This window comes from Sphingosinicella microcystinivorans (genome assembly GCF_027941835.1).
Lineage (GTDB): Bacteria > Pseudomonadota > Alphaproteobacteria > Sphingomonadales > Sphingomonadaceae > Sphingosinicella.
Map to the genome: position 1 here is coordinate 2,912,955 of NZ_CP116005.1, position 19,337 is coordinate 2,932,291.

Here is a 19,337-nt window from a genome sequence, read left to right on the forward strand (position 1 = left end):
GAAACGCGAGCGATCATAGGTTCAGGAGCCTCCACCGGCAGGCCCGAAACGATCGCACAACATGTCGATCAACTGGCGAACGCCATCGTCGGCCAGGCTGTAGTAGATTGTCGTGGCCTCGCGCCGGGTCTTGACCAGACCTCCTTCGCGCAGCTTACCGAGATGCTGGGACACGCTCGACTGCGACTGACCGCACAGTTCCACCATCGCGTTCACGGAGAACTCGCCCTGGGTCAGCCGACAAAGGATCAGCAGGCGCTGTTCATTGGCAAGCAGCTTCAACACGCTCGCGGCATGGGCGGCATGCTTGGCGAGTTCGGCAAGGGGGGCAGCGAGAGGGGTCATCTGGTCACGGGCTTCCCATCGTCTCGGAGCACAATGTAAATGGCAGGAATAACCAGCACGGTCAGCAGCGTCGAGGACGCAAGGCCGAACAGCAACGAGATCGCCAGACCCTGGAAGATCGGATCGGTCAAAATCACCGCCGCGCCGATCATCGCCGCGGCGGCCGTGAGGACGATCGGCTTGAATCGGATCGTGCCGGCCTCCAGCAGCACGTCGCGCAGCGATTTGTCCGGCGAGGCTGCGTGGCGGATGAAATCGACCAGCAGGATCGAGTTGCGCACGATGATGCCGGCGAGCGCGATGAAGCCGATCATCGAGGTCGCGGTGAACGGCGCGCGAAACAGCATGTGGCCGATGACGATGCCGACGAGCGTGAGCGGCACCGGGGTCAGGATCACCAGCGGCAGGCGGAAGCTGCGGAACTGCGCGACGACGAGGATGTAGATGCCCAGCAGGGCAACCATGAAGGCCCCGCCCATGTCGCGGAACGTGACCCAGGTGATCTCCCATTCGCCGTCCCAGAGCAGCGACGGCACGCTCTCATCCTCGGGCTGGCCATTGAGGCGGATCTCCGGCTTCTGGAGGCCCTTCGCCGCCCAATCATAATCGTCCACCGCGCGATTGACCGCCAGCATGCCGTAGATCGGCGCTTCATAGGCGCCGGCAAGCTCGGCCGTCACCATGTCGGCATAGCGGCCGTCGCGGCGGAAGATCGCCGGACTGCCTGCCTCGGTGCGCGCGTCGATCACGGCGCCCAGGTCGATAAGCTGCCCGCCCGGCGTGCGCGCGACGGGGGTGCTGGAGAGCGCCTGCGTCCAGCTTCGGTCCTTCTGCTCGAGCGCGATGGTGATCGGAAGCGGCGTGCGCCCATCGCCGCGCGGCGCATAGCCAACGGTCTGGCTGCCCATCAGCATCCCGATGCTATCCGCCACCTCGCGCTGCGAAAGGCCGTAATAGTCGATCCGGTCGCGCTGGAGGTCGAGCCGCAGCCTGGGCCGCGCCTCGCCGAAGCTGTTATCGACATCGACGATGAACGGGACGGACCGGAAGATCTTTTCCAGCTCCATGGCCGTTTTCTGGCGCGTGGCGGCGTCCGGCCCATAGACTTCGGCGAGCAGCGTCGCCAGCACCGGCGGCCCCGGCGGCGTCTCGACCACCTTGATCGACGCGCCATTGGGCAGCTTGAGCGCCTTCAGCCGCTCGCGCAGGTCGAGCGCGACGGCGTGGCTGGACCGGCTGCGCTCGCCCTTGGACAGCAGCGTCACCATCACGTCGCCCTGCTCGGGCTGCGCGCGCAGGAAATAATGGCGGACGAGGCCGTTGAAGTTGAACGGCGCCGATGTGCCGACATAGGCCTCCATCGCCCTCGCCTCCGGCAAGCCGCGCACGATGCCGGCAACATCCTCCAGCACGCGGCCCGTGCCTTCGAGCGCGGTGCCTTCCGGCATGTCGACCACCACCTGCACCTCCGACTTGTTGTCGAACGGGAGCAGCTTCACGGTCACGGCCTTGAAGTAGAACATCGAGCAGGCGACCAGCGTCGCCACGCCGACCCCGATCAGGAAGTTTCGGGCCGACTTGCGCGTGTCGATCACGCGATGCGCGACGCGCGCATAGAGCTGGCCGAGCTTGCCGCCGCTTTCGTCATGGCCATGTCCCTTTTCGAGCGTCTTGCGGGCAAAGCGGATCATCAGCCACGGAGCGATCACGACCGCGACGAAGAAGGAGAAGATCATCGCCGCCGAGGCATTGACCGGGATCGGCGCCATATACGGCCCCATCAATCCCGAGACGAACAGCATCGGCAGCAGCGCGGCGACCACGGTGAGCGTGGCGACGACGGTCGGGTTGCCGACTTCGGCCACGGCCTCGATCGCAGCCTGCGTGCGCGTCCGTTCGTCATCCATCGCCCAATGGCGGGCGATATTCTCGATCATGACGATCGCGTCGTCCACCAGGATGCCGATCGAGAAGATCAGCGCGAACAGACTGACCCGGTTGATCGTGTAGCCCATGAGGTTCGATGCGAACATGGTCAGCAGGATCGTCGTCGGGATGACCACCGCCGTCACGCCGGCCTCGCGCCACCCGATCGCAAAGCCGATCAAAACCACGATCGAAACGGTCGCCAGCGCGAGGTGGAACAGCAGCTCGTTCGCCTTTTCGTTCGCCGTCTCGCCATAGTTGCGCGTGACTGCGACCGTGACGTCATCGAGGATCAGCTTGCCTTTGAGGCTCTCGACGCGCTCGAGAATGGCGTCGGAGACGACCACCGCATTCGCTCCGGCGCGCTTGGCGAAGGCGATGCTGACGGCGGGGGCGCTATCCCACTTGCCGTTCTCCGCCCCATTGTCCGACTTTGCCCAGCGCCATGCGCGGGCCTGATCCTCGCGTGGCCCCTGCGTGACGCTCGCAACGTCGCGAAGATAGACGGGCGACCCGGTGGCCGACCGGACCGTCAATAGTCCGACTTCTTGCGCCGAAGACAGCGTGCGGCCCGCCGTCACACCGACTGTCTTGCCGTCCTCGCGGATATTGCCCAGCGGGAAGCTGCGGTTGGCCTGGCTCGCCGCCTCGATCACGCTGCCCAGCGGAACGCCATATTGGCGCAGCTTCGCCGGGTCCGGCGCGATGCGGATTTCCTCGGGGCGCCCGCCCACGAGGAAGCTGATGCCGACGTTATCGACCTTGGCGATCTCGGTACGCAATTTCGCGGCCAGCTCGTAGAGACTGGCGTCGTTCCACTGGCCCGCCGCTCCGGGGTTGGGGGTCAGGGTAAGGACCACAGCCGGCACATCGTTGATCCCGCGCACCGTCACCTTGGGATCGGGGATGCCGACCGGCTTCCTGTCCCAGTTGGCGCGCAACTTCTCCTCGATACGGATGGCAGCGTCCTCGGGGTTCGACCCGACGAGGAAGCGCGCTGTCACCATCACGCCGTCGTCCTGCGCCTGCGTATAGACGTGTTCCACGCCGTCGACGCTCTTGACGATGGTTTCGAGGGGGATGCCGACCAGCTCGGTCGCATCGGCGGCGGAAAGGCCCGGCGCCATGACCTGAATATCCACCATCGGCACGCTGATCTGCGGCTCCTCCTCGCGGGGAATCGCGAAAAGGGCCAGCAGGCCGACGGCGATCGCAGCGAGCAGGAACAGCGGCGTCAGGGGCGAGGCAATGGTGGCCTTGGTGAGGCGACCGGAAATGCCGAGGTTCATTGGCCCGTGGCCTTGGCGGGCGTGCGGGTCGCGAACAGCGTGTCGCCGGCGGACACGCCGCTCAGGATCTCGACCTTCGCGGGATCGGCTGTCGGTGCGATCTGGACCGGCACCGTGCTGAGCCGCTTGCTGTCGCTTACGATCTGAACCTGATCCATGCCGTAGCGCGTGATGACGAACGAGCGCGGGACGACCAGCGCATTGCGCATGCCGATCTCGACCGATGCGCTCACGCGGCGACCGATGAATTGGGTGGTGAGCCCAGGCAGCGTCGCATCGACGCGAACCTGGCCTCCGGTGATCGCGGGATAGACCTGCATCACCTGCCCGACGCGCGACCCGTCGGAAATATCATCGCTTGTGATCGTCACCCGCGCGCCGGGGCGGACCTGACCCGCGACCGATTCCGGCAGCATCAGGCGCAGGACCGGGGGACCGGCCGTGACGGTGGCGATCGACATGCCCGGCGCAACCGGAGCGCCTGCCGGGATGTCGGCCCGCAACACGCGCCCGCTCGCCGGTGCGATCACCGCGCCTTGCCCCGCGACGCTGGCGCTCGCCCCCTGCTGGGCACGGGCGGCGGCAACCTGCGCGTCGGCCGCGCGCGCACCGGCCACGGCCTGATCGAGCCGTGCCTTCGCATAGACGCCGTTGTTGTAGAGATCGCGGATGCGAGCGAGGTCCGCATTGGCGCGGGCGGCTTCGGCCTGGGCGGCGGCGACCTGCGCGCCATAGGCGCTGGTCTCATAGCCAATCCGCGAGTCGACGATCGTGCCGATCCGCTGACCCTTCTGCACCATGTCGCCCTCGGTAACCGACAGCGAGGTCAGGATGCCGGGAATGCGCGCCAGCACCTCGGCCTGGTCACGCGTGGCGATTTCCGCGCCGACCGCCTTCATGTCGGGGATTTCGGTCAGGGCGAGCCGCAGGGTATCCCCGGCGGGCAGCGTTGCGGCCGCAGAATCGCGCTCCGGCTGACTTCCGCATCCCGACAGCGCCAGCGCAGCGCCCGCCAACCAGAGCCACTTGCCCATCCTGCTCACCCCTTCTTGACCTGCTCTCAGCCGCCGACAACCGGCATGCCGGCATCCTTCCATGCGCCGATGCCGCCGGCGAGGTGGGTGTCGATCGCGCTCTGCGCCGCCGCGCATTGGTCGAGCGCCTTGCCCGAACGCTTGCCGCCCGCGCATTGCAGCACGACGGTCCGGCCCTCGGGATCAGGGATGTTACGAGGCGAAAAGCCCGACAGCGGCAGGTTTATTGCGCCGGGAATATGCCCCGACCTGAACTCATCGACTTCGCGCACATCGATCAGGAGCGCCTTGCCGTTCTTCAGCATGGCGTCGAGTTCGGCGGGGTCGATCTCGCGGTGCGCATCGCGTTTCTTGAATCCGAACATGGGAACCTCTTTCAGTTTGTAGGTTGCATATAACGTGTAATGATTATATTCGTCAACGGCATCGAGACAGGAAGGATCGCAGATGGGCAAGCCGTTGATCGTGGTGTTGGGTGCGGGACTGGGAGGCACCATCGCCTCCTATGAGATCAAGGACGCCGTAAAGGGCCGCGCCGAGGTGATGACCGTTTCCGACACGGACACCTACAGCTTCATCCCGTCAAATCCGTGGGTCGCCGTGCGTTGGCGCGAGCCGGAGGCGATCCAGGTCCATCTCCCCCCGGTGTTCGGGAAAAAGAAGATCGGTTTCACCTCGGTCGGCGCGAAGCGCCTCCATGCGAGCGAGAAGCGACTCGAACTCAATGACGGCACATCAATCACTTACGATTATCTCGTAATCGCCACTGGCCCCGATCTGGCGTTCGACGAGATCGAGGGTCTGGGTCCGCAAGGCCATACCGTCTCGGTCTGCCAGACGTCTCATGCCGCTGCAGCGGCCGATGCCTTCGACGCTTTCGTGCAAAACCCCGGCCCGATCGTCGTCGGTGCGGTCCAGGGTGCGTCCTGCTACGGCCCGGCCTACGAATTTGCCCTGATCCTCGATACTGAACTGCGCCGCCGCAAGATCCGCGACAGGGTGCCGATGACCTTCGTTACCGCCGAGCCCTATATCGGCCATCTCGGTCTCGACGGAGTCGGCGACACCAAATCGCTGCTCGAAAGCGAGCTGCGCGACCGGCATATCAAATGGATCACCAACGCCCGCGTCGCCAAGGTCGACGCCGGCCTCATGCACGTCGAGGAAGTGGGTGAGGACGGCGCGGTTAGGAAAACGCATGACCTGCCGTTCGGCTACTCGATGATGCTCCCGGCCTTTCGCGGCGTTCCGGCGGTCAGCAATATCGAAGGCCTCACCAATCCGCGCGGCTTCATCATCATCGACAAGCACCAGCGCAATTCGGCCTTTCCGGAGATTTTCGCGCTGGGCGTGTGCGTCGCCATTCCGCCGACGGGTCCGACCCCGGTGCCGGTGGGCGTGCCCAAGACCGGCTTCATGATCGAATCGATGGTGACGGCGATCGCCGCCAACCTCGCCTCGATCCTCGACGGCAAGGAGCCGAGCGCCGAAGCGACCTGGAACGCGGTCTGCCTCGCCGACTTCGGCGACGGCGGCGTGGCCTTCGTCGCCCAGCCCCAGATTCCGCCGCGCAACGTCAACTGGTCGTCCAGCGGAAAGTGGGTCCACCTGGCCAAGATCGGCTTCGAGAAATACTTCCTGCGCAAGGTCCGCAAGGGCGAAAGTGAGCCCTTCTACGAGAAGCTGGCGATGCACGTCATGGGCATCCGCAAGCTGCGTTTCTGACTGTCCTCAAGCGAAGGAGTGTAAAGATGACTCTCGATCGTGCTGTGATGACGTTCGCCGGATGTGTCGTGCTGCTGGGCGTCGTCCTGTCGCTCACCGTGCATCCCTGGTGGCTGGCACTGACCGCCTTTGCCGGTCTCAACATGATCCAGGCGAGCTTCACTGGCTTCTGCCCCGCTGCGATAGTGTTCAAGGCGCTGGGCGTCCGTCCGGGGACCGCCTTCAAATGAGGCGATCGGCGCCGATCGCCTTGCCCCTGATGGCCTGCCTCCTCGCGAGCGCCGCCGTGCCGGCGCACGCGACGACGCTGGACGAAGCGATCGCGGCTGCCATGATCCATGCGCCCGAAATCGAAGCCGCGCGCGCCGATGCCGACGCCGCCGATGCCCGGATCAAGGAAGCCAGGGGCCAGGGCCTCCCCAGCGCGACGCTGAGCGGGACGATCGGCTATGGCCGCCTCGATCCGCAGGACTTCTTCGGCCTTCCGGCGGCGAACGTCACCCCCCGCGCCGCGCAGCTCACCATCGAGCAACCGCTGTTCATGGGCGGCAGGGTCAGCGCTGGCATCGCGCAGGCACGCGCCGGGAGTGAAGCGGCGCACGCGGGCGAGAGCATGACCCGCAGCCAGATCCTGGTCGCGACGGTCCAGGCCTATGGCGATGTGCTGACCACGCACCGCATGGTGGCGCTCTACGAACAGATGGTCGACCAGATGGAGGAGATCCAGCGTCAGGCCCGGCTCCGCTTCAAAGCGGGGGAAAGTCCCAGTACCGACGTCGCGCAGGCGGCCGCCCGCCTCGCCGAAGCGCAGGCCGCTCTTGAAGGCGCTCGCGGCCTCGCTGTCTCGGCCGATGCACGGTTCACCAACCTGACCGGCCTTGCTCCGCAGGACCTCCAGCCTATTCCGGCAAGCCCGGCCGTGCCCGGTTCGCTGGACGAAGCACTCGACAGCGCGCGGGCCAACAATCCTGCGCTCGCCCAGGCGGAGGCTGCGCTGGATGCCGCGCGCGCCGGCGCCAGGGGAGCGCGGGCGGAGCGCTTGCCCACGGTCGGCGCGTTCGCCGAAGGGGCGACCGTGCGCGATCAGTTCTTTCCCGACTATCGTTCCGATGGCGCGACGGTCGGTTTGCGCGCCCGCTGGCAGATATTCGCTGGCGGGCGGGTCTCAGCGAAGATCACCGAGTCGGACAGCGCGGTAAGAGCCGCCAATGCCCGTGTGCGCGCGGCGCGCTCCGCCGTCGACGAACAGACTATCAGCGCCTTTTCAAGTGTTCGCTCGGCCGCGCTGGTCGAGGCGGCTGCCGCAAGCCAGGCCCTTGCCGCCGCGCAAGCACGCGACAGCGTGCGCCATGAGGTCCGCGTCGGCATGAAGCCCCAGCTCGATTTGCTCGACGCGGAGCGGGAGGCAACCGCCGCCGCCGTCAGTGAGGCCAGGGCACAGAGTAATCGCATCGTAGCCGCGTACCGGCTGCTCGCCCTCATCGGGCGCTGAGATTCAACAGGAGAGGGACACATGCACAAGGACTGGCCGAAAATGGCCGACGAATTGAACGTCGCCATCAAGGAAGTGCGGCTCGGGACGCCCGAGGTGATGAAGGCCTTTTCCGCGATGGCGGCCGCTGCGACCCAGGCGGGAACGCTCGACGCCAAGACCAAGGAACTGATCGCGCTCGCCATCTCGGTCGCGATCCGCTGCGACGGCTGCGTGGCCTTCCATGCCAAGGCGGCGGTCAAGCAGGGCGCGACGCGCGACGAGGTCATGGAGACGATGGGCATGGCCCTCTACATGGGCGCCGGTCCCAGCCTCATGTATGCCGCGCAGGCTGTCGAAGCCTTCGATCAATTCTCCGGTTAAGCGAAGCGATAAAACGCCCCGGCGCCACGGTTGCGAGAACCTCAACATAAATAACGTGGGATTCGACAAGGCCCGGTGGCTGATCAAACAGAAATACGGCCACAAGCTCTTCTGGGGATTTATGTCCTTCGACATCCGTCAACTTCGCTATGCCATCGCCGCGGCAGATCACGGCAGCTTCTACCGCGCCGCGCGGGCGCTGGACGTGGAGCAATCAACATTAAGCCGCGCCATCCTCAAGCTGGAACGCGCGATCGGGGACAGCATCTTCAACCGCTCGCGGGCCGGCGTCACCCTTACTATCGCCGGCGCTCAGTTCATTCGTAGTGCCCGGCCGATGGTCGCAAACGCGGACAAGATGGTCGGGACGATGCGGGCTGCGGGACAAGGCCGCGCCGGTGGCTTGATGATCGGGCACTATAATTCGGTGTCGGCTGGGAACCTGCGCGCGACCATGCTGGGGTGGCGCGATGCCCAACCCGATGTTGATCTGGATGGCGTGGAGGCCGCCCGGGGCGCGCTGTTCGCCGGACTCGATACCGGCGAGATCGATATCGCGATCCTACTAGGTGATGCCAGCCACGACGGATTCAGGCATGAGCCCTTCTGGAGCGAACGCATGATAATCGCATTGCCAGCCAGTCATCCTCTCGCTGATCGCGACCTGCTGCACTGGACCGATCTGCGACGCGAGCGGTTTCTGCTTACTGTCGCCGACCCCGGTCCAGAAATCCGCGATATGCTGCTCGGCCGACTGTCGGTGTCAGGGATACAGCCGGATATCAGGCTGCATCAGACCAGCCGGGAAAGCATTTTGAGCGTGCTGGGCAGCGGGCTCGGCCTCACGGTCATCTGCGAGGGCGGGACCGGCGCGCGCTATCCCGATGTCGTCTATCGACCTGTTCACGGAGAACAGGGACCGGCGCTCATCGAGTATTCGGGCTATTGGCGAAAGGACAATGGCAATCCGGCGTTGCGTCGTTTCCTCGCCTTCGTGCGCGACCGCTACTCGCTCGCCTTCGATATTCCCTGAACGAGTGCTGACATGCGACGTTAAGAAGCCGGATCGCAACGGCAAGGGCCGGCCTGAGTTGCCAACTGGAGAAAGGAGCCATCATGACGCAAGGCAAGACACCCATCATCGTGCTGGTCGCGCTCATCATCGGGTTCAGCGCAGGCTTCGTCTTGCGTCCGGTGATCGCGCCAGCCGAGCGAGCCGCCATCGTGGCGAGTCCGGCCCCCGTTACCCCTGCACCGGCCGAACCGCGCGGCAAGCCCTATTTCGCGGCGCATCTCGATGAAGCGCGCCAGATTCTCACGGGATGCGCGGAAGGCTCGGTTCGCGGCGAAGAATGCTTCAACGCCGAGATGGCCGTGACCGAGGCGGAAGGCAGCGCGCGGCACAAGAAATTCTTTGGCAATTGACCGCACGAGGGCGCTTTCATTCCCCTTGCGCGCGATGCCGCCGAAAGGCCCGATCGGTCGCCATGAACCGGGCGACCATGGGCGCAATCAGCTTCTCGGGCGGGGCTGGCGCGTCGCCAGTTTCGGCGGCAAGCGCGGCGGCATAGGCTTGCAAGTCGCGGTGGACGGCCGCCGGTAACTCAACGGCAAGTTTCACCGGCCGATCGTCGGCGAGCGGCCCCAGCTTCAGTTTGGTCATCGTGCGGCTCCGATGGGTTCGAGGATCAGATCGCGAGTAATGACCACACGCAAGGGATGCCCTGGCCGGATGGTGAGCGTCGGCTGCACATTCAATTGCCGCCGCACGATCTGCTGGCCGGTCTGGTTGATGGTGTCTTGCGAGCCGCGCCGCAGCGCGCGATTGAGGTCGTCCTCGCTGTCCGCGCCCAACTCGGCCCCGACGCCGAGCAGCGTCGAGACGGCGGCGGCTTTGAGCAGATTGCCCCAATGCTGATTCACGCGATCCTGTAGGCCAGCATATCCAGCCGCATCGGCGCCGGGCTGGCGTTCCAGCACGATCGAGCGGCCGTCCGGCAATATGAGACGATCCCATGCCAGCAGAACGCGGGTCTGCCCCGCCGCGACCTCGCTGTCATATTCGCCGATCAGCCGGGCGCCCTGCGGAATGAGCAGGATGCGCCCGGTAGGGCTGTCATAGACGTTCTGAGTCACCTGGGCGGTGATTTGGCCGGGAAGATCGGAACGGACGCCGGTAATGAGCGCGGCGGGGATGATGCTCCCGGCCTGCACGATGTTGGGCGAGGCCGGCGCGGTCAGCCGTTCCACGCTCACCGTGCGCTGGTTCGACGCCTGCGCCATGAAGGCCCGCTTCCCGGCCTGATCGCCCTGCGGTGTCTCGGCGGGCTGCGATGCGGCGGTGGGTTCCAGCGCGGCGCCGATCATCGGCAATGCAGCCGTGCTGCCTGTGCCGCCGCCACCAAGGAACAGACTGGCCGTGCGGGCAGCGTCACGTTCCTGTTGGGCGCGCTGGCGCGCGGCTTCTTCGGCCTGGACGCGGGGATCGGGCTGTCCGCCTCCCATCGGCGGGACAGGCACGTTCTCCCCGCGCTGCTGCGCCGAGAGGATCGGCCGCCCGAGATCGCCGGGGAGCGGCCCGCCGAGTTTCGGCACCTGACCATAGTCCTTTGGCCCCGAGGTGATGGTCTCGGCGGCCGTTCGACTCTCGGTGCCGTAGAGTTCCTTTCCCGACCTCTCCCCTTTGGGCGCGAGCGCGAACCAGAGCGAGCCGCCGATGCCGAGGCCCGCGACGACGCCGAGCGTTGCGAGCGCCTTCCTCGAGAGGCGCATTACGCGCGGTGTCGGCCCGCGAAGCTGAAAGGCAGCGGGATTGGCGGGCGCGGGTTGCGGGGTAGCCTGCGGCGCGGGCTGCTGCGGCGCCTGTGGAGCGGGCGTGCCGGCGGGATCGCTCACGGCCGCCGCTCCCGGCGCGTCTCCGCGCCGTCACGCAGGATACGGACGCGCTTCTCGCTGCGCTTGTCACCAAGGCGCAGTTCCGCGCTGGCGAACAGCCGGTCCACCACCATGTATCGGCCCTGGACGCGGTAATTGACCAGTTCGGCATCGCCGCGCGCGCCGGTCACGAACAGCGGCGGCATCTCGCCCTGCGAGATCTCGGCCGCGAACTCGATATAAACCTGCCGCCCATCGTCGAACGCGCGGGCCGGTCGCCAGGCCACGCGGTCGCCCTCGATACGGTAGCGGAAATTGAGAGCGGCGATGTCGAGGCCGGTGGCGATCGGCGCGGCGGCAGCCGCCGCCGCATTGCGTCCTTGCAACGCGATCAGCTCATCCTGCGGATAGGTCCACGATACCGACGCCATATAAGTCGAAGGCGTGGCGCGCAGTTCCAGATGATAGGTGCGCCGATCGGTGTTGATTACCAGATTGGTGCCGATGTCGGGGCGGGTTGGCTTGACCAGGATATGGACGCGCGACGTGGCGCCGTTGCCGCTCACCGTGTCGCCGATGATCCAGCGCACGGTATCGCCCGCCGCGACCGGCCCCGCGCCGACAAGCTGCTCGCCTTCCTGAAGCGCGATGTCGGTGACCTGTCCGGGCGCGGCATAGACCTGATAGAGCGCGCCTTCGGTCCACGGATATTGCTGGATGGCGTTCACATAGCCATCGCGCGTGGGCTGGACGCGGGCGGCGGCATTGGCCGCGCCGACGCGGCTGCGCGGATCGGCGGGTTCGGACGACCGTGCGCGCGCCGCGACCGGCTTTAACTGGCCGGGAAGCGGCAGGGGTTCGGGGATCGTCACAACTTCGATTTGGCGCGGCGGTTCGGGCGCTGGCGTTGCGGCGATCTCCACTGGTGCGGCGCGGATAGGCACTTTGGCCGATGTCGTCGTGCAACCCGCGAGCGCGGCGGCGGAAAGCAGCATGGCCGCGCTGGCGGCATGGCGGGCGGACGTGCGTGTCATTGCGACAGCTCCTTGCTCCAGTTGATGGCGTTGACGAACAGGCCGAGCGGGTTCTTGCGCAATGCGTCGGGCGTGCGCGGGGTCTGGACGACGATGGTGAGGATGGCCGACCAGCGGGTCGTCTCGGCGAGGCTGCCGTCCTGATAACGCCGCTCGGTCCAGGCGACGCGGAAGCTGTCGCCGGAGGCACGGATTACGCTCGACACGTCCACCGCGACTTGCACCTTGCCGACATGGGCGAACGGATCGTTCGACCTCGCATAATCATTGAGCGCCATGGCCCCCTTGTCGGTGGTGAAGTCGTAGGCGCGCAGCCAGTTCTGGCGCACAATGATCGGATCGGCGGGGATGCTCCTGACCTGCTCGATGAAGCGCGCCAGATGAAACGCGATCTGCGGATCGGTCGGCCGATAGCCCGCTTCGGCCGGGGCGACCGCCTGCGCCTCACCCAGCTTGTCCACCTGAACGACCCAGGGGACGATATGGCCGCGCGCCGATTGCCACACGAGGCCGGCGGCAAGCCCGCCCGAGAGCGCCAGCGCGCCGAAGAAGGCGAGCCGCCAGTTCTTCGCCTGCACGCGGGCCGAGCCGATCCGGTCATCCCAGGCTTGCGCCGCGCGCTGGTAAGGGGTGACAGGCTCGGGCGTCTGCCCGTAACGAATGGATGGGCGTCGGAACATTGCGGGATCAATCCTTTTCCTTGATGTCGGGACCGTTGCCGCCGCCGTGGCTGTCCCCGGCCTTCACCGTGTGGGCGAGGACGGTCGCGCCGTGGGCGGCCGACTGGCGGTTCTTCATGCCGGCGGTTCCCGTGGGTTGGGCAGCGACGGGCTGCGCGGCAGCAGGCGCGGCGCTCGCGGCCTGCGGCGGAGCGCCCAGCCCGGCGCGGGCGCCGGTGCGGAAATTGTCCTTCATGGACGCGCCGGCGTTTCCGGCTATCTTCCGCAGCGGTGAGAGCGCGGCGTTCGCGGCGCCACTGGCGGCCTTCTGTCCGACAACGGCCATGCCCCCCGCGACGGCGCCCGCGCCGCTCCTGCCGAACGAACCGACGCTGTAGGCGCCCGCCGCGCCGCCAGCCATGCGCGCGCCGCCGCGTGCGGCTGCCGCGCCCATCCGGCCGGTCGCGCCGATGGTCGAGGCGGCCGCCCCCATGCCGAGCTTCGCGGCGGCGGCGCCACCCACCAGCGCGCCGCCTGCCGCCAGCGCGGTTCCGGCTACGGCGCCCAGGCCAAGCTGCGGGCCGCCCGAGACGATGCCGTTGGCGATGCCGGGGCCGAAGATCGCAAGGCCGAGCAGCGACAGCGCGCCGAGCGCGATCGACAGCACTTCCCGCGCCGTGGGATCGGGGCCGACCGTCGCCGTGAACGTGCTGAACAGCGTGACGCCGATCCCGGTGATGACCGCGAGAACCAGCACTTTGATCCCGCTGGAGATGATATGGCCGAGCACCTTTTCGGCCATGAACGTGGTGCGGTTCCAGAAGGCGAATGGGAGCAGGACGAACCCGGCCAGCGTCACCAGCTTGAATTCCACCAATGTGATAAAGACCTGCCCGGCCATGAAGAAGAAGGCGAGGATGACGATCAGATAGGACAGCAGCAGCACGACGATGATCGCGAGATTGGCGAACACCGCCCAGAGGCTGTTGTAAACCTCGGCCGCATCGATCAGCGGTTGCGCCGCATCCAGCCCCTTGGCCGCGATGCTGCTCGGCTTCATGAACTCCGCGAGGCTGAGCGCGTCACCACTCGCCTTGAGGCCCAGCCCCGCGAAGCTTTCGAACAGGATTGTCGCCAGCGTCTGGAAATTGCCGATGATGAACGCGAAGGCGCCGATGTAGAGCGTCTTTTTGATCAGTCGCTGGATGACGTCCTCGTCGGCGCCCCAGGCCCAGAACAGCCCGGCGATGGTCACGTCGATCGCGATCAGCGTCGAGGAGAGGAAGCCGATCTCGCCGCCGAGCAGGCCGAAGCCGGAATCGATGTAGGTGCTGAAGGTGTCGAGAAAGGTATCGACAATGCCGGTGTCGCTCATGGCGCGGTGCTCGCGGCCTGATCGGCGGGAACGAACTCGCCCGGCAACTCCGGCCGGAGAGCCGCGTTCGCCCGGCCGCCGTCACTGCCCGCGCTATTATAGGGAGCGGGGAGCAAAGCATTCTCGCCGGGCGCGGGCGCATCGGCATCCTTGCCGAAGAAGCGGCGGCGGTTCGCGGCCCATGCCTGTTCGCACCCGGAGTCCGGCATGGTGAGCGTGGCGCAGCGTTCCAGTTCGCGGGTCAGCCGCTTCTGCTGCTCTCCCTGTTCAAGAGCGGGCAGGATGGAATCGAGCGGCGGCTCGTTCGGCTCGCGCAAGCCCGCGAGCGCGACGGCCAGCATGATCCCGGCGAGCGCCGCGACACCGGCGATCTTCGCGTTGCGCGACATGGGCGTCTCTCCCGTCAGTCGCGGCCGAAGAAGCGACGGAAGCGTTCGCGTCCCTCCGCCTCGATCGCGGCTTGCCGCGCCGCGTCGAGCGCCTGCGCCCGGCCCTGCGCGGCGACCGCGGCGGTGAGGTCGGCGAGTTGCTGCGATTGCAGGGCGAGAAGCTGGTTGCCTGCCTGCGCGGCCTGGAGCGCGCCGGTCGCCGACTGACTGGCCGAGACCAGGCTGTCCATCGTGGCGCGGGCGCCGTCGATATTACCGACCACACCGGCCTGGACCTTCAGCGCATCCTCGAACGCACCGACGCTGTCCTCCCAGCGCGCATTGGCGTTGGCTACCATCTGCGCGTTGGTGCCTGTAAGGTTCGCGCCCTTGTAGCGGCCATTGAACGCCTGCTGGATGTCCTGGACATTATAGGCGATGCGCTGGGCCTCCCCGAGAAGCTGCTGCGTCTGCCGGACTTGCTGCTGGAGCGTGTCTACCGTCGAGAGCGGCAGCGAGGCGAGATTGCGCGCCTCGTTGATCAGGCTCGTTGCCTGATTCTGAATCTGGGTGATCTGGTTGTTGATCTGCTGGAGCGCGCGGGCCGCCTGCAGGACGTTGGAGGCGTAGTTGGTAGGATCATAGACGATCCCGCCGAACTGCGCGTAGGCTGGCACGGCCAAGACCATCGGGACGATGGCCGCGCTGGTGAGGACGCCGGCCAGGATGGCGCGGCGAAGGGGAGGCAATTTCATAAGTCGATCTCCATGTCTGTCGTGAGGGGAAGCTGATGCTGGCGATCCGATGGCGGCTCCGGCAGCAACTCGACGGCCCAGGCGCAGCCGCGATGCCGCAGCCATTCGGCGGCGAAGGCGGCAGCCCCGTGGGTTTCGATGATGCCGGCGATGGCGAGCTGGTCGGTTTTCGACGACGCGGCGGCGAAGGTCAGCGCGACCTCGCCCAGCCCCAACTCGAACAGGCGATTGCCGCGTCGGCTCTGGCAGTAGTAGTCACGCTTCGGCGTCGCCCGGCTGAGGATTTCGATCTGGCGGGCGTTGAGTCCGAACCGCTCGTAGATCGCTGCGATCTGTGGTTCCGCCGCCCGCTCATTGGGTAGGAAGATGCGGGTCGGGCAGGACTCGATGATGGCCGGCGCGATGCTCGACGTTTCGATATCGGCAAGGCTCTGCGTGGCGAACACCACGCTGGCGTTCTTCTTACGCAAGGTTTTCAGCCACTCGCGAAGCTGTGCGGCGAAGTCCGGACTGTCGAGCACCAGCCAACCTTCGTCGATGATGATCAGCGTGGGACTTCCGTCGAGCCGATCCTCGATACGGTGAAACAGGTAGGACAGGACGGCGGCGGCCGATCCCGCGCCGACCAGCCCTTCGGTCTCGAACGCCTGAACCGATGCTTCGCCGAGCCGCTCGGCTTCGGCGTCGAGCAGCCGCCCCCATCGCCCGCCGATGCAATATGGGGCGAGCGCCTGCTTGAGAGTCTGCGATTGCAGCAGCACGGCGAGGCCGGTCAGCGTGCGTTCGGCGACCGGCGCGCTGGCGAGCGACCCCAGCGCCGACCAGATATGCTCTTTCGCCTGCGGATCGACCGCGACGCCTTCGCTGGCGAGGATCGCGGCGAGCCATTCGGCGGCCCATGCCCGCTCGGCCGGATCGTCGATGCGGGAGAGCGGCTGCAACTGGACGCCGCTCTCGTCGTCGGACAGCCCGCCACCCAAATCCTGCCAATCGCCGCCCATGCCGAGCGCGGCGGCGCGGATCGAGCCGCCGAAGTCGAAGGCGAACACTTGCGCGCCCTCGTAACGGCGGAACTGCATCGCCATCAGCGCGAGCAGAACCGACTTGCCCGCGCCGGTCGGGCCGACGATCAGCGTATGCCCGACATCGCCGACATGAAGGGAAAACCGGAACGGGGTGCTTCCCTCGGTCTTGCCATAGAGCAAGGGGGGCGAGCGCAAGTGCTCGTCCCGTTCCGGCCCCGCCCATACCGCTGACAGGGGGATCAGGTGGGCGAGATTGATGGTGGAGATCGGCGGTTGCCGGACATTGGCGTAGGTGTGGCCGGGGAGCGAGCCGAGCCATGCTTCTATGGCGTTCATCCCTTCGGGGATCACGGTGAAGTCGCTGCCCTGGATGATCTTCTCGGCCAGCCGCAGCTTTTCCGCCGCTATGGCCGGATCGCGGTCCCATACCGTGACGGTCGCCGTCACATAGGTCATGCCCGCATAGTCGGCGCCGAGTTCCTGCAAGGCCGCATCGGCGTCCGCAGCTTTATTGGAGGCGTCGCTGTCGAGCAGCGTGCTCGCCTCGTTGGTCATCACTTCCTTGAGGATCGCTGCGACCGACTTTCGCTTGGCGAACCATTGGCGCCGGATTTTGGTGAGCAGCCTGGTGGCGTCCGTCTTGTCCAGCATGATCGCACGCGTGGACCAGCGATAAGCGAACGCGAGGCGGTTCAACTCGTCGAGCAGGCCGGGAAAGGTGACGCTGGGGAAGCCGACAATGGTGAGCGTGCGGAGGTGATGGTCGCCGAGTTTCGGCTCCAGCCCGCCCGTCAGCGGCTCGTCGGCCAGCAGCGCGTCGAGGTGCATCGGCGTCTCGGGGACACGCACATGCTGGCGACGGGTCGAGATCGTCGAATGGAGGTAGGTCAGCGTCTCGCCGTCATCGAGCCAGCGGACCTCGGGGACGAAACCTTCGACCAGATTGAGAACCCGGTCGCTGCGATCCCTGAACCCGGCCAGCAATTCCCACGGATCGACGCCCGCGCCGGAACGGCCTTCATAGAGCCAGGTTTCGGCGCGGGCGGCGTCCTCGGCCGGGGGCATCCAGAGCAGCGTCAGATAATAGCCGCTCTCAAAATGCGCGCCCTCCTCGCGGAACTGTTCGCGGCGCTCCAGATCGACCAGCGCCGAGACGGGATCGGGAAACGCGGATTCCGGGTAGTCGAGCGCGGGCGTGCGCTGCGCCTCGACGAAGATCGCCCAGCCCGACCCCAAACGGCGCAGCGCGTTGTTCAGCCGCGCCGTGGTGGCGACCAGTTCGGCGGGCGTGGCGCTGTCGAGATCGGGACCGCGAAAGCGCGCCGTGCGCTGGAACGAGCCGTCCTTGTTGAGCACGACCCCTGCGCCGACCAGCGCGGCCCAGGGGAGGAAGTCGGCCAGATGCGCGGCCTTGCCGCGATATTCGCGCAAGGACATCATGGCCGCATCCACGTCGGAAAGCGCATGTGCCGCCGGGATACGTCGACGAACTGCGGATCGCGGCGCGCGGCCCATACCGACAGGGCGTGACCGATGGCCCAGATGGCGAGACCGGCGAGCCAGAGACGCAGGCCGAGACCGATCGCGCCCGCGAGCGTCCCGTTGACGATCGCAAGCGAGCGCGGGGCGCCGCCGAGCAATATCGGCTCGGTCAGCGCCCGATGGACCGGGGCATAGAAGCCGGGGATGGCGTCATGGTCGGCCATCAAACCAGCGCTCCGCCGCCAAACGAAAAGAACGACAGGAAGAAGCTGGAGGCCGCGAACGCGATCGACAGACCGAACACGATCTGGATCATGCGCCGCGCGCCGCCCGACGTGTCGCCGAACGCCAGCGTCAGGCCCGTCACGATGATGATCATCACCGCGATGATCTTGGCGACCGGCCCCTCGATGCTTTCGAGGATGGACTGAAGCGGGGCTTCCCAGGGCATCGACGATCCGCCCGCATGGGCGGGAGCCGAGATGCTGAGCGCGATCAGGCTGGCGGTGGCGGCAAGCATGGCGCGGTGAGCGCCATGCCGGATGGCATGGATCATGTGATGTCTCCCGATTGGGCGGTGGAATGCGGAGTGAGACGGTAGTCGCCGCTGGCAGGATCGAGTCCGTCGACGCGGGCCAGTTCGGCGAGACGTCGGCCGTGTCCGTCGCGGACCAGCACGACCACGAGGTCGATGGTCTCGGCCAGCAGCGCGCGCGGGACCGTGACGACGGCTTCCTGTATAAGCTGCTCCATGCGTCGCAGTGCCCCGAGCGCGGTCCCGGCATGGATGGTGCCGATGCCGCCGGGGTGACCGGTGCCCCAGGCTTTGAGGAGGTCGAGCGCCTCGGCGCCACGCACTTCACCGATGGGGATGCGGTCGGGACGCAAGCGCAAGGACGAGCGCACCAGGTCGGACAGCGAGACGACGCCATCCTTCGTCCGCATCGCGACCAGATTGGGCGCGGCGCACTGAAGTTCGCGCGTATCTTCGATCAGGACGATGCGGTCGGTGGTCTTGGCGACCTCGGCCAGCAGCGCATTGACCAGCGTGGTCTTGCCGCTGCCGGTCCCGCCCGCGACGAGGATGTTGGCGCGCGTCGCGACGCCCTGGCGGAGCATGTCCGCTTCGGCGGCCGACATGATTCCGGCTGCCACATAATCGCCCAGCGTGAACACCGCGACGGCGGGCTTGCGGATTGCGAAAGCCGGGGCCGCGACCACGGGTGGTAGCAGCCCCTCGAACCGCTCGCCGCCCTCGGGCAGTTCGGCCGAGACGCGCGGGGACCGGGCGTGAACCTCGACGCCGACATGGTGCGCGACCAGGCGGACGATGCGCTCGCCGTCTGCGGCGGCCAGCGTCATGCCGGTGTCGCTGATACCTTCGCGGAGCCGATCGACCCAGAGCCGGCCGTCCGGGTTCAGCATCACCTCGATCACGGCGGTATCGTCGAGCCAGGCCGTGATCGATGGCCCCAGCGCCGTGCGGAGCATGCGCGCGCCGCGCGTGAAACCTTCGGATCGGATCGGCTGGATGGACAAGAAACGGCCCCTGAATTGGGCCGGGCGAACCGCCGCCCGGCGTCAGGGACAC

The 19,337-nt window shown here is 66.8% G+C and carries 21 protein-coding genes; 6 read left to right on the forward strand and 15 right to left on the reverse strand.

What is annotated here, in order from left to right:
- Window positions 1–21: 21 nt before the first annotated feature.
- Genes PE061_RS13905 through PE061_RS13920 form a run of 4 tightly spaced genes read right to left on the reverse strand, consistent with a single transcriptional unit; the run spans window position 22 to window position 4,959 of the window.
- The gene (locus PE061_RS13905; protein WP_271255853.1) at window positions 22–345 is read right to left on the reverse strand and encodes an ArsR/SmtB family transcription factor; all 324 of its coding nucleotides are present in this window, start codon (window positions 343–345) and stop codon (window positions 22–24) included.
- On the reverse strand, window positions 342–3,560 hold the full coding sequence (locus tag PE061_RS13910; protein WP_271255854.1) for an efflux RND transporter permease subunit: 3,219 nt from the start codon (window positions 3,558–3,560) through the stop codon (window positions 342–344). Before PE061_RS13910 ends, PE061_RS13905 begins: the two co-directional genes overlap by 4 nt.
- A complete protein-coding gene (locus PE061_RS13915) occupies window positions 3,557–4,594 on the reverse strand; it encodes an efflux RND transporter periplasmic adaptor subunit (RefSeq protein WP_271255855.1) in 1,038 nt (345 codons plus the stop codon). The genes PE061_RS13910 and PE061_RS13915 overlap by 4 nt, the downstream gene beginning before the upstream one ends.
- Window positions 4,595–4,620: 26 nt before the next feature.
- Entirely contained in the window at window positions 4,621–4,959 is a 339-nt protein-coding gene (locus tag PE061_RS13920) for a rhodanese-like domain-containing protein (protein ID WP_271259205.1), read from the reverse strand.
- An 82-nt stretch (window positions 4,960–5,041) separates the two neighbouring features.
- Here PE061_RS13920 and PE061_RS13925 point away from each other — a divergent pair, with 82 nt between their 5' ends.
- From PE061_RS13925 to PE061_RS13950, 6 genes are all read left to right on the forward strand, one after another.
- Window positions 5,042–6,319, forward strand: coding sequence for an NAD(P)/FAD-dependent oxidoreductase (locus PE061_RS13925; RefSeq protein WP_271255856.1), 1,278 nt, complete (start codon window positions 5,042–5,044; stop codon window positions 6,317–6,319).
- Between the two features lie 26 nt (window positions 6,320–6,345).
- Entirely contained in the window at window positions 6,346–6,549 is a 204-nt protein-coding gene (locus tag PE061_RS13930; protein ID WP_271255857.1) for a YgaP family membrane protein, read from the forward strand.
- On the forward strand, window positions 6,546–7,811 hold the full coding sequence (locus PE061_RS13935; protein ID WP_271255858.1) for a TolC family outer membrane protein: 1,266 nt from the start codon (window positions 6,546–6,548) through the stop codon (window positions 7,809–7,811). Before PE061_RS13930 ends, PE061_RS13935 begins: the two co-directional genes overlap by 4 nt.
- A 21-nt stretch (window positions 7,812–7,832) precedes the next feature.
- Window positions 7,833–8,174, forward strand: a complete 342-nt coding sequence (locus tag PE061_RS13940) for a carboxymuconolactone decarboxylase family protein (RefSeq protein WP_271255859.1) — start codon at window positions 7,833–7,835, stop codon at window positions 8,172–8,174.
- A gap of 55 nt (window positions 8,175–8,229) precedes the next feature.
- Complete coding sequence (locus PE061_RS13945; RefSeq protein WP_271255860.1) at window positions 8,230–9,207, forward strand: LysR family transcriptional regulator; 978 nt, start codon at window positions 8,230–8,232, stop codon at window positions 9,205–9,207.
- 83 nt (window positions 9,208–9,290) lie between these two features.
- On the forward strand, window positions 9,291–9,599 hold the full coding sequence (locus tag PE061_RS13950) for a hypothetical protein (RefSeq protein WP_271255861.1): 309 nt from the start codon (window positions 9,291–9,293) through the stop codon (window positions 9,597–9,599).
- 16 nt (window positions 9,600–9,615) lie between these two features.
- Here the strand turns inward: PE061_RS13950 and PE061_RS13955 are convergent, their stop codons facing one another.
- From PE061_RS13955 to trbB, 11 genes are read right to left on the reverse strand one after another with little or no spacing between them, the layout of a single operon-like run.
- On the reverse strand, window positions 9,616–9,837 hold the full coding sequence (locus PE061_RS13955; RefSeq protein ID WP_271255862.1) for a DUF2274 domain-containing protein: 222 nt from the start codon (window positions 9,835–9,837) through the stop codon (window positions 9,616–9,618).
- Window positions 9,834–11,069 (reverse strand): TrbI/VirB10 family protein, encoded by a 1,236-nt coding sequence (locus tag PE061_RS13960; protein WP_271255863.1) that lies wholly within the window; start codon window positions 11,067–11,069, stop codon window positions 9,834–9,836. The genes PE061_RS13955 and PE061_RS13960 overlap by 4 nt, the downstream gene beginning before the upstream one ends.
- Window positions 11,066–12,082 carry a P-type conjugative transfer protein TrbG gene (gene trbG / locus PE061_RS13965; RefSeq protein ID WP_271255864.1) on the reverse strand — a complete coding sequence of 339 codons (1,017 nt, stop codon included), beginning with the start codon at window positions 12,080–12,082 and terminating at the stop codon, window positions 11,066–11,068. Before trbG ends, PE061_RS13960 begins: the two co-directional genes overlap by 4 nt.
- Entirely contained in the window at window positions 12,079–12,762 is a 684-nt protein-coding gene (gene trbF, locus PE061_RS13970) for a conjugal transfer protein TrbF (protein ID WP_271255865.1), read from the reverse strand. The genes trbG and trbF overlap by 4 nt, the downstream gene beginning before the upstream one ends.
- Before the next feature lie 7 nt (window positions 12,763–12,769).
- Window positions 12,770–14,116: a P-type conjugative transfer protein TrbL gene (gene trbL, locus PE061_RS13975; RefSeq protein ID WP_271255866.1), complete on the reverse strand. Its 1,347-nt coding sequence runs from the start codon at window positions 14,114–14,116 to the stop codon at window positions 12,770–12,772.
- Window positions 14,113–14,505, reverse strand: a complete 393-nt coding sequence (trbK-alt, locus tag PE061_RS13980) for a putative entry exclusion protein TrbK-alt (RefSeq protein ID WP_271255867.1) — start codon at window positions 14,503–14,505, stop codon at window positions 14,113–14,115. Before trbK-alt ends, trbL begins: the two co-directional genes overlap by 4 nt.
- A gap of 14 nt (window positions 14,506–14,519) precedes the next feature.
- Entirely contained in the window at window positions 14,520–15,239 is a 720-nt protein-coding gene (gene trbJ, locus PE061_RS13985; protein WP_271255868.1) for a P-type conjugative transfer protein TrbJ, read from the reverse strand.
- Window positions 15,236–17,704, reverse strand: coding sequence for a conjugal transfer protein TrbE (gene trbE / locus PE061_RS13990; RefSeq protein ID WP_271255869.1), 2,469 nt, complete (start codon window positions 17,702–17,704; stop codon window positions 15,236–15,238). Before trbE ends, trbJ begins: the two co-directional genes overlap by 4 nt.
- Window positions 17,701–17,970: a VirB3 family type IV secretion system protein gene (locus PE061_RS13995; RefSeq protein WP_271255870.1), complete on the reverse strand. Its 270-nt coding sequence runs from the start codon at window positions 17,968–17,970 to the stop codon at window positions 17,701–17,703. Before PE061_RS13995 ends, trbE begins: the two co-directional genes overlap by 4 nt.
- Entirely contained in the window at window positions 17,970–18,302 is a 333-nt protein-coding gene (locus tag PE061_RS14000) for a TrbC/VirB2 family protein (RefSeq protein WP_271255871.1), read from the reverse strand. The genes PE061_RS13995 and PE061_RS14000 overlap by 1 nt, the downstream gene beginning before the upstream one ends.
- Window positions 18,299–19,285 carry a P-type conjugative transfer ATPase TrbB gene (gene trbB / locus PE061_RS14005; RefSeq protein ID WP_271255872.1) on the reverse strand — a complete coding sequence of 329 codons (987 nt, stop codon included), beginning with the start codon at window positions 19,283–19,285 and terminating at the stop codon, window positions 18,299–18,301. Before trbB ends, PE061_RS14000 begins: the two co-directional genes overlap by 4 nt.
- Window positions 19,286–19,337: the final 52 nt, after the last annotated feature.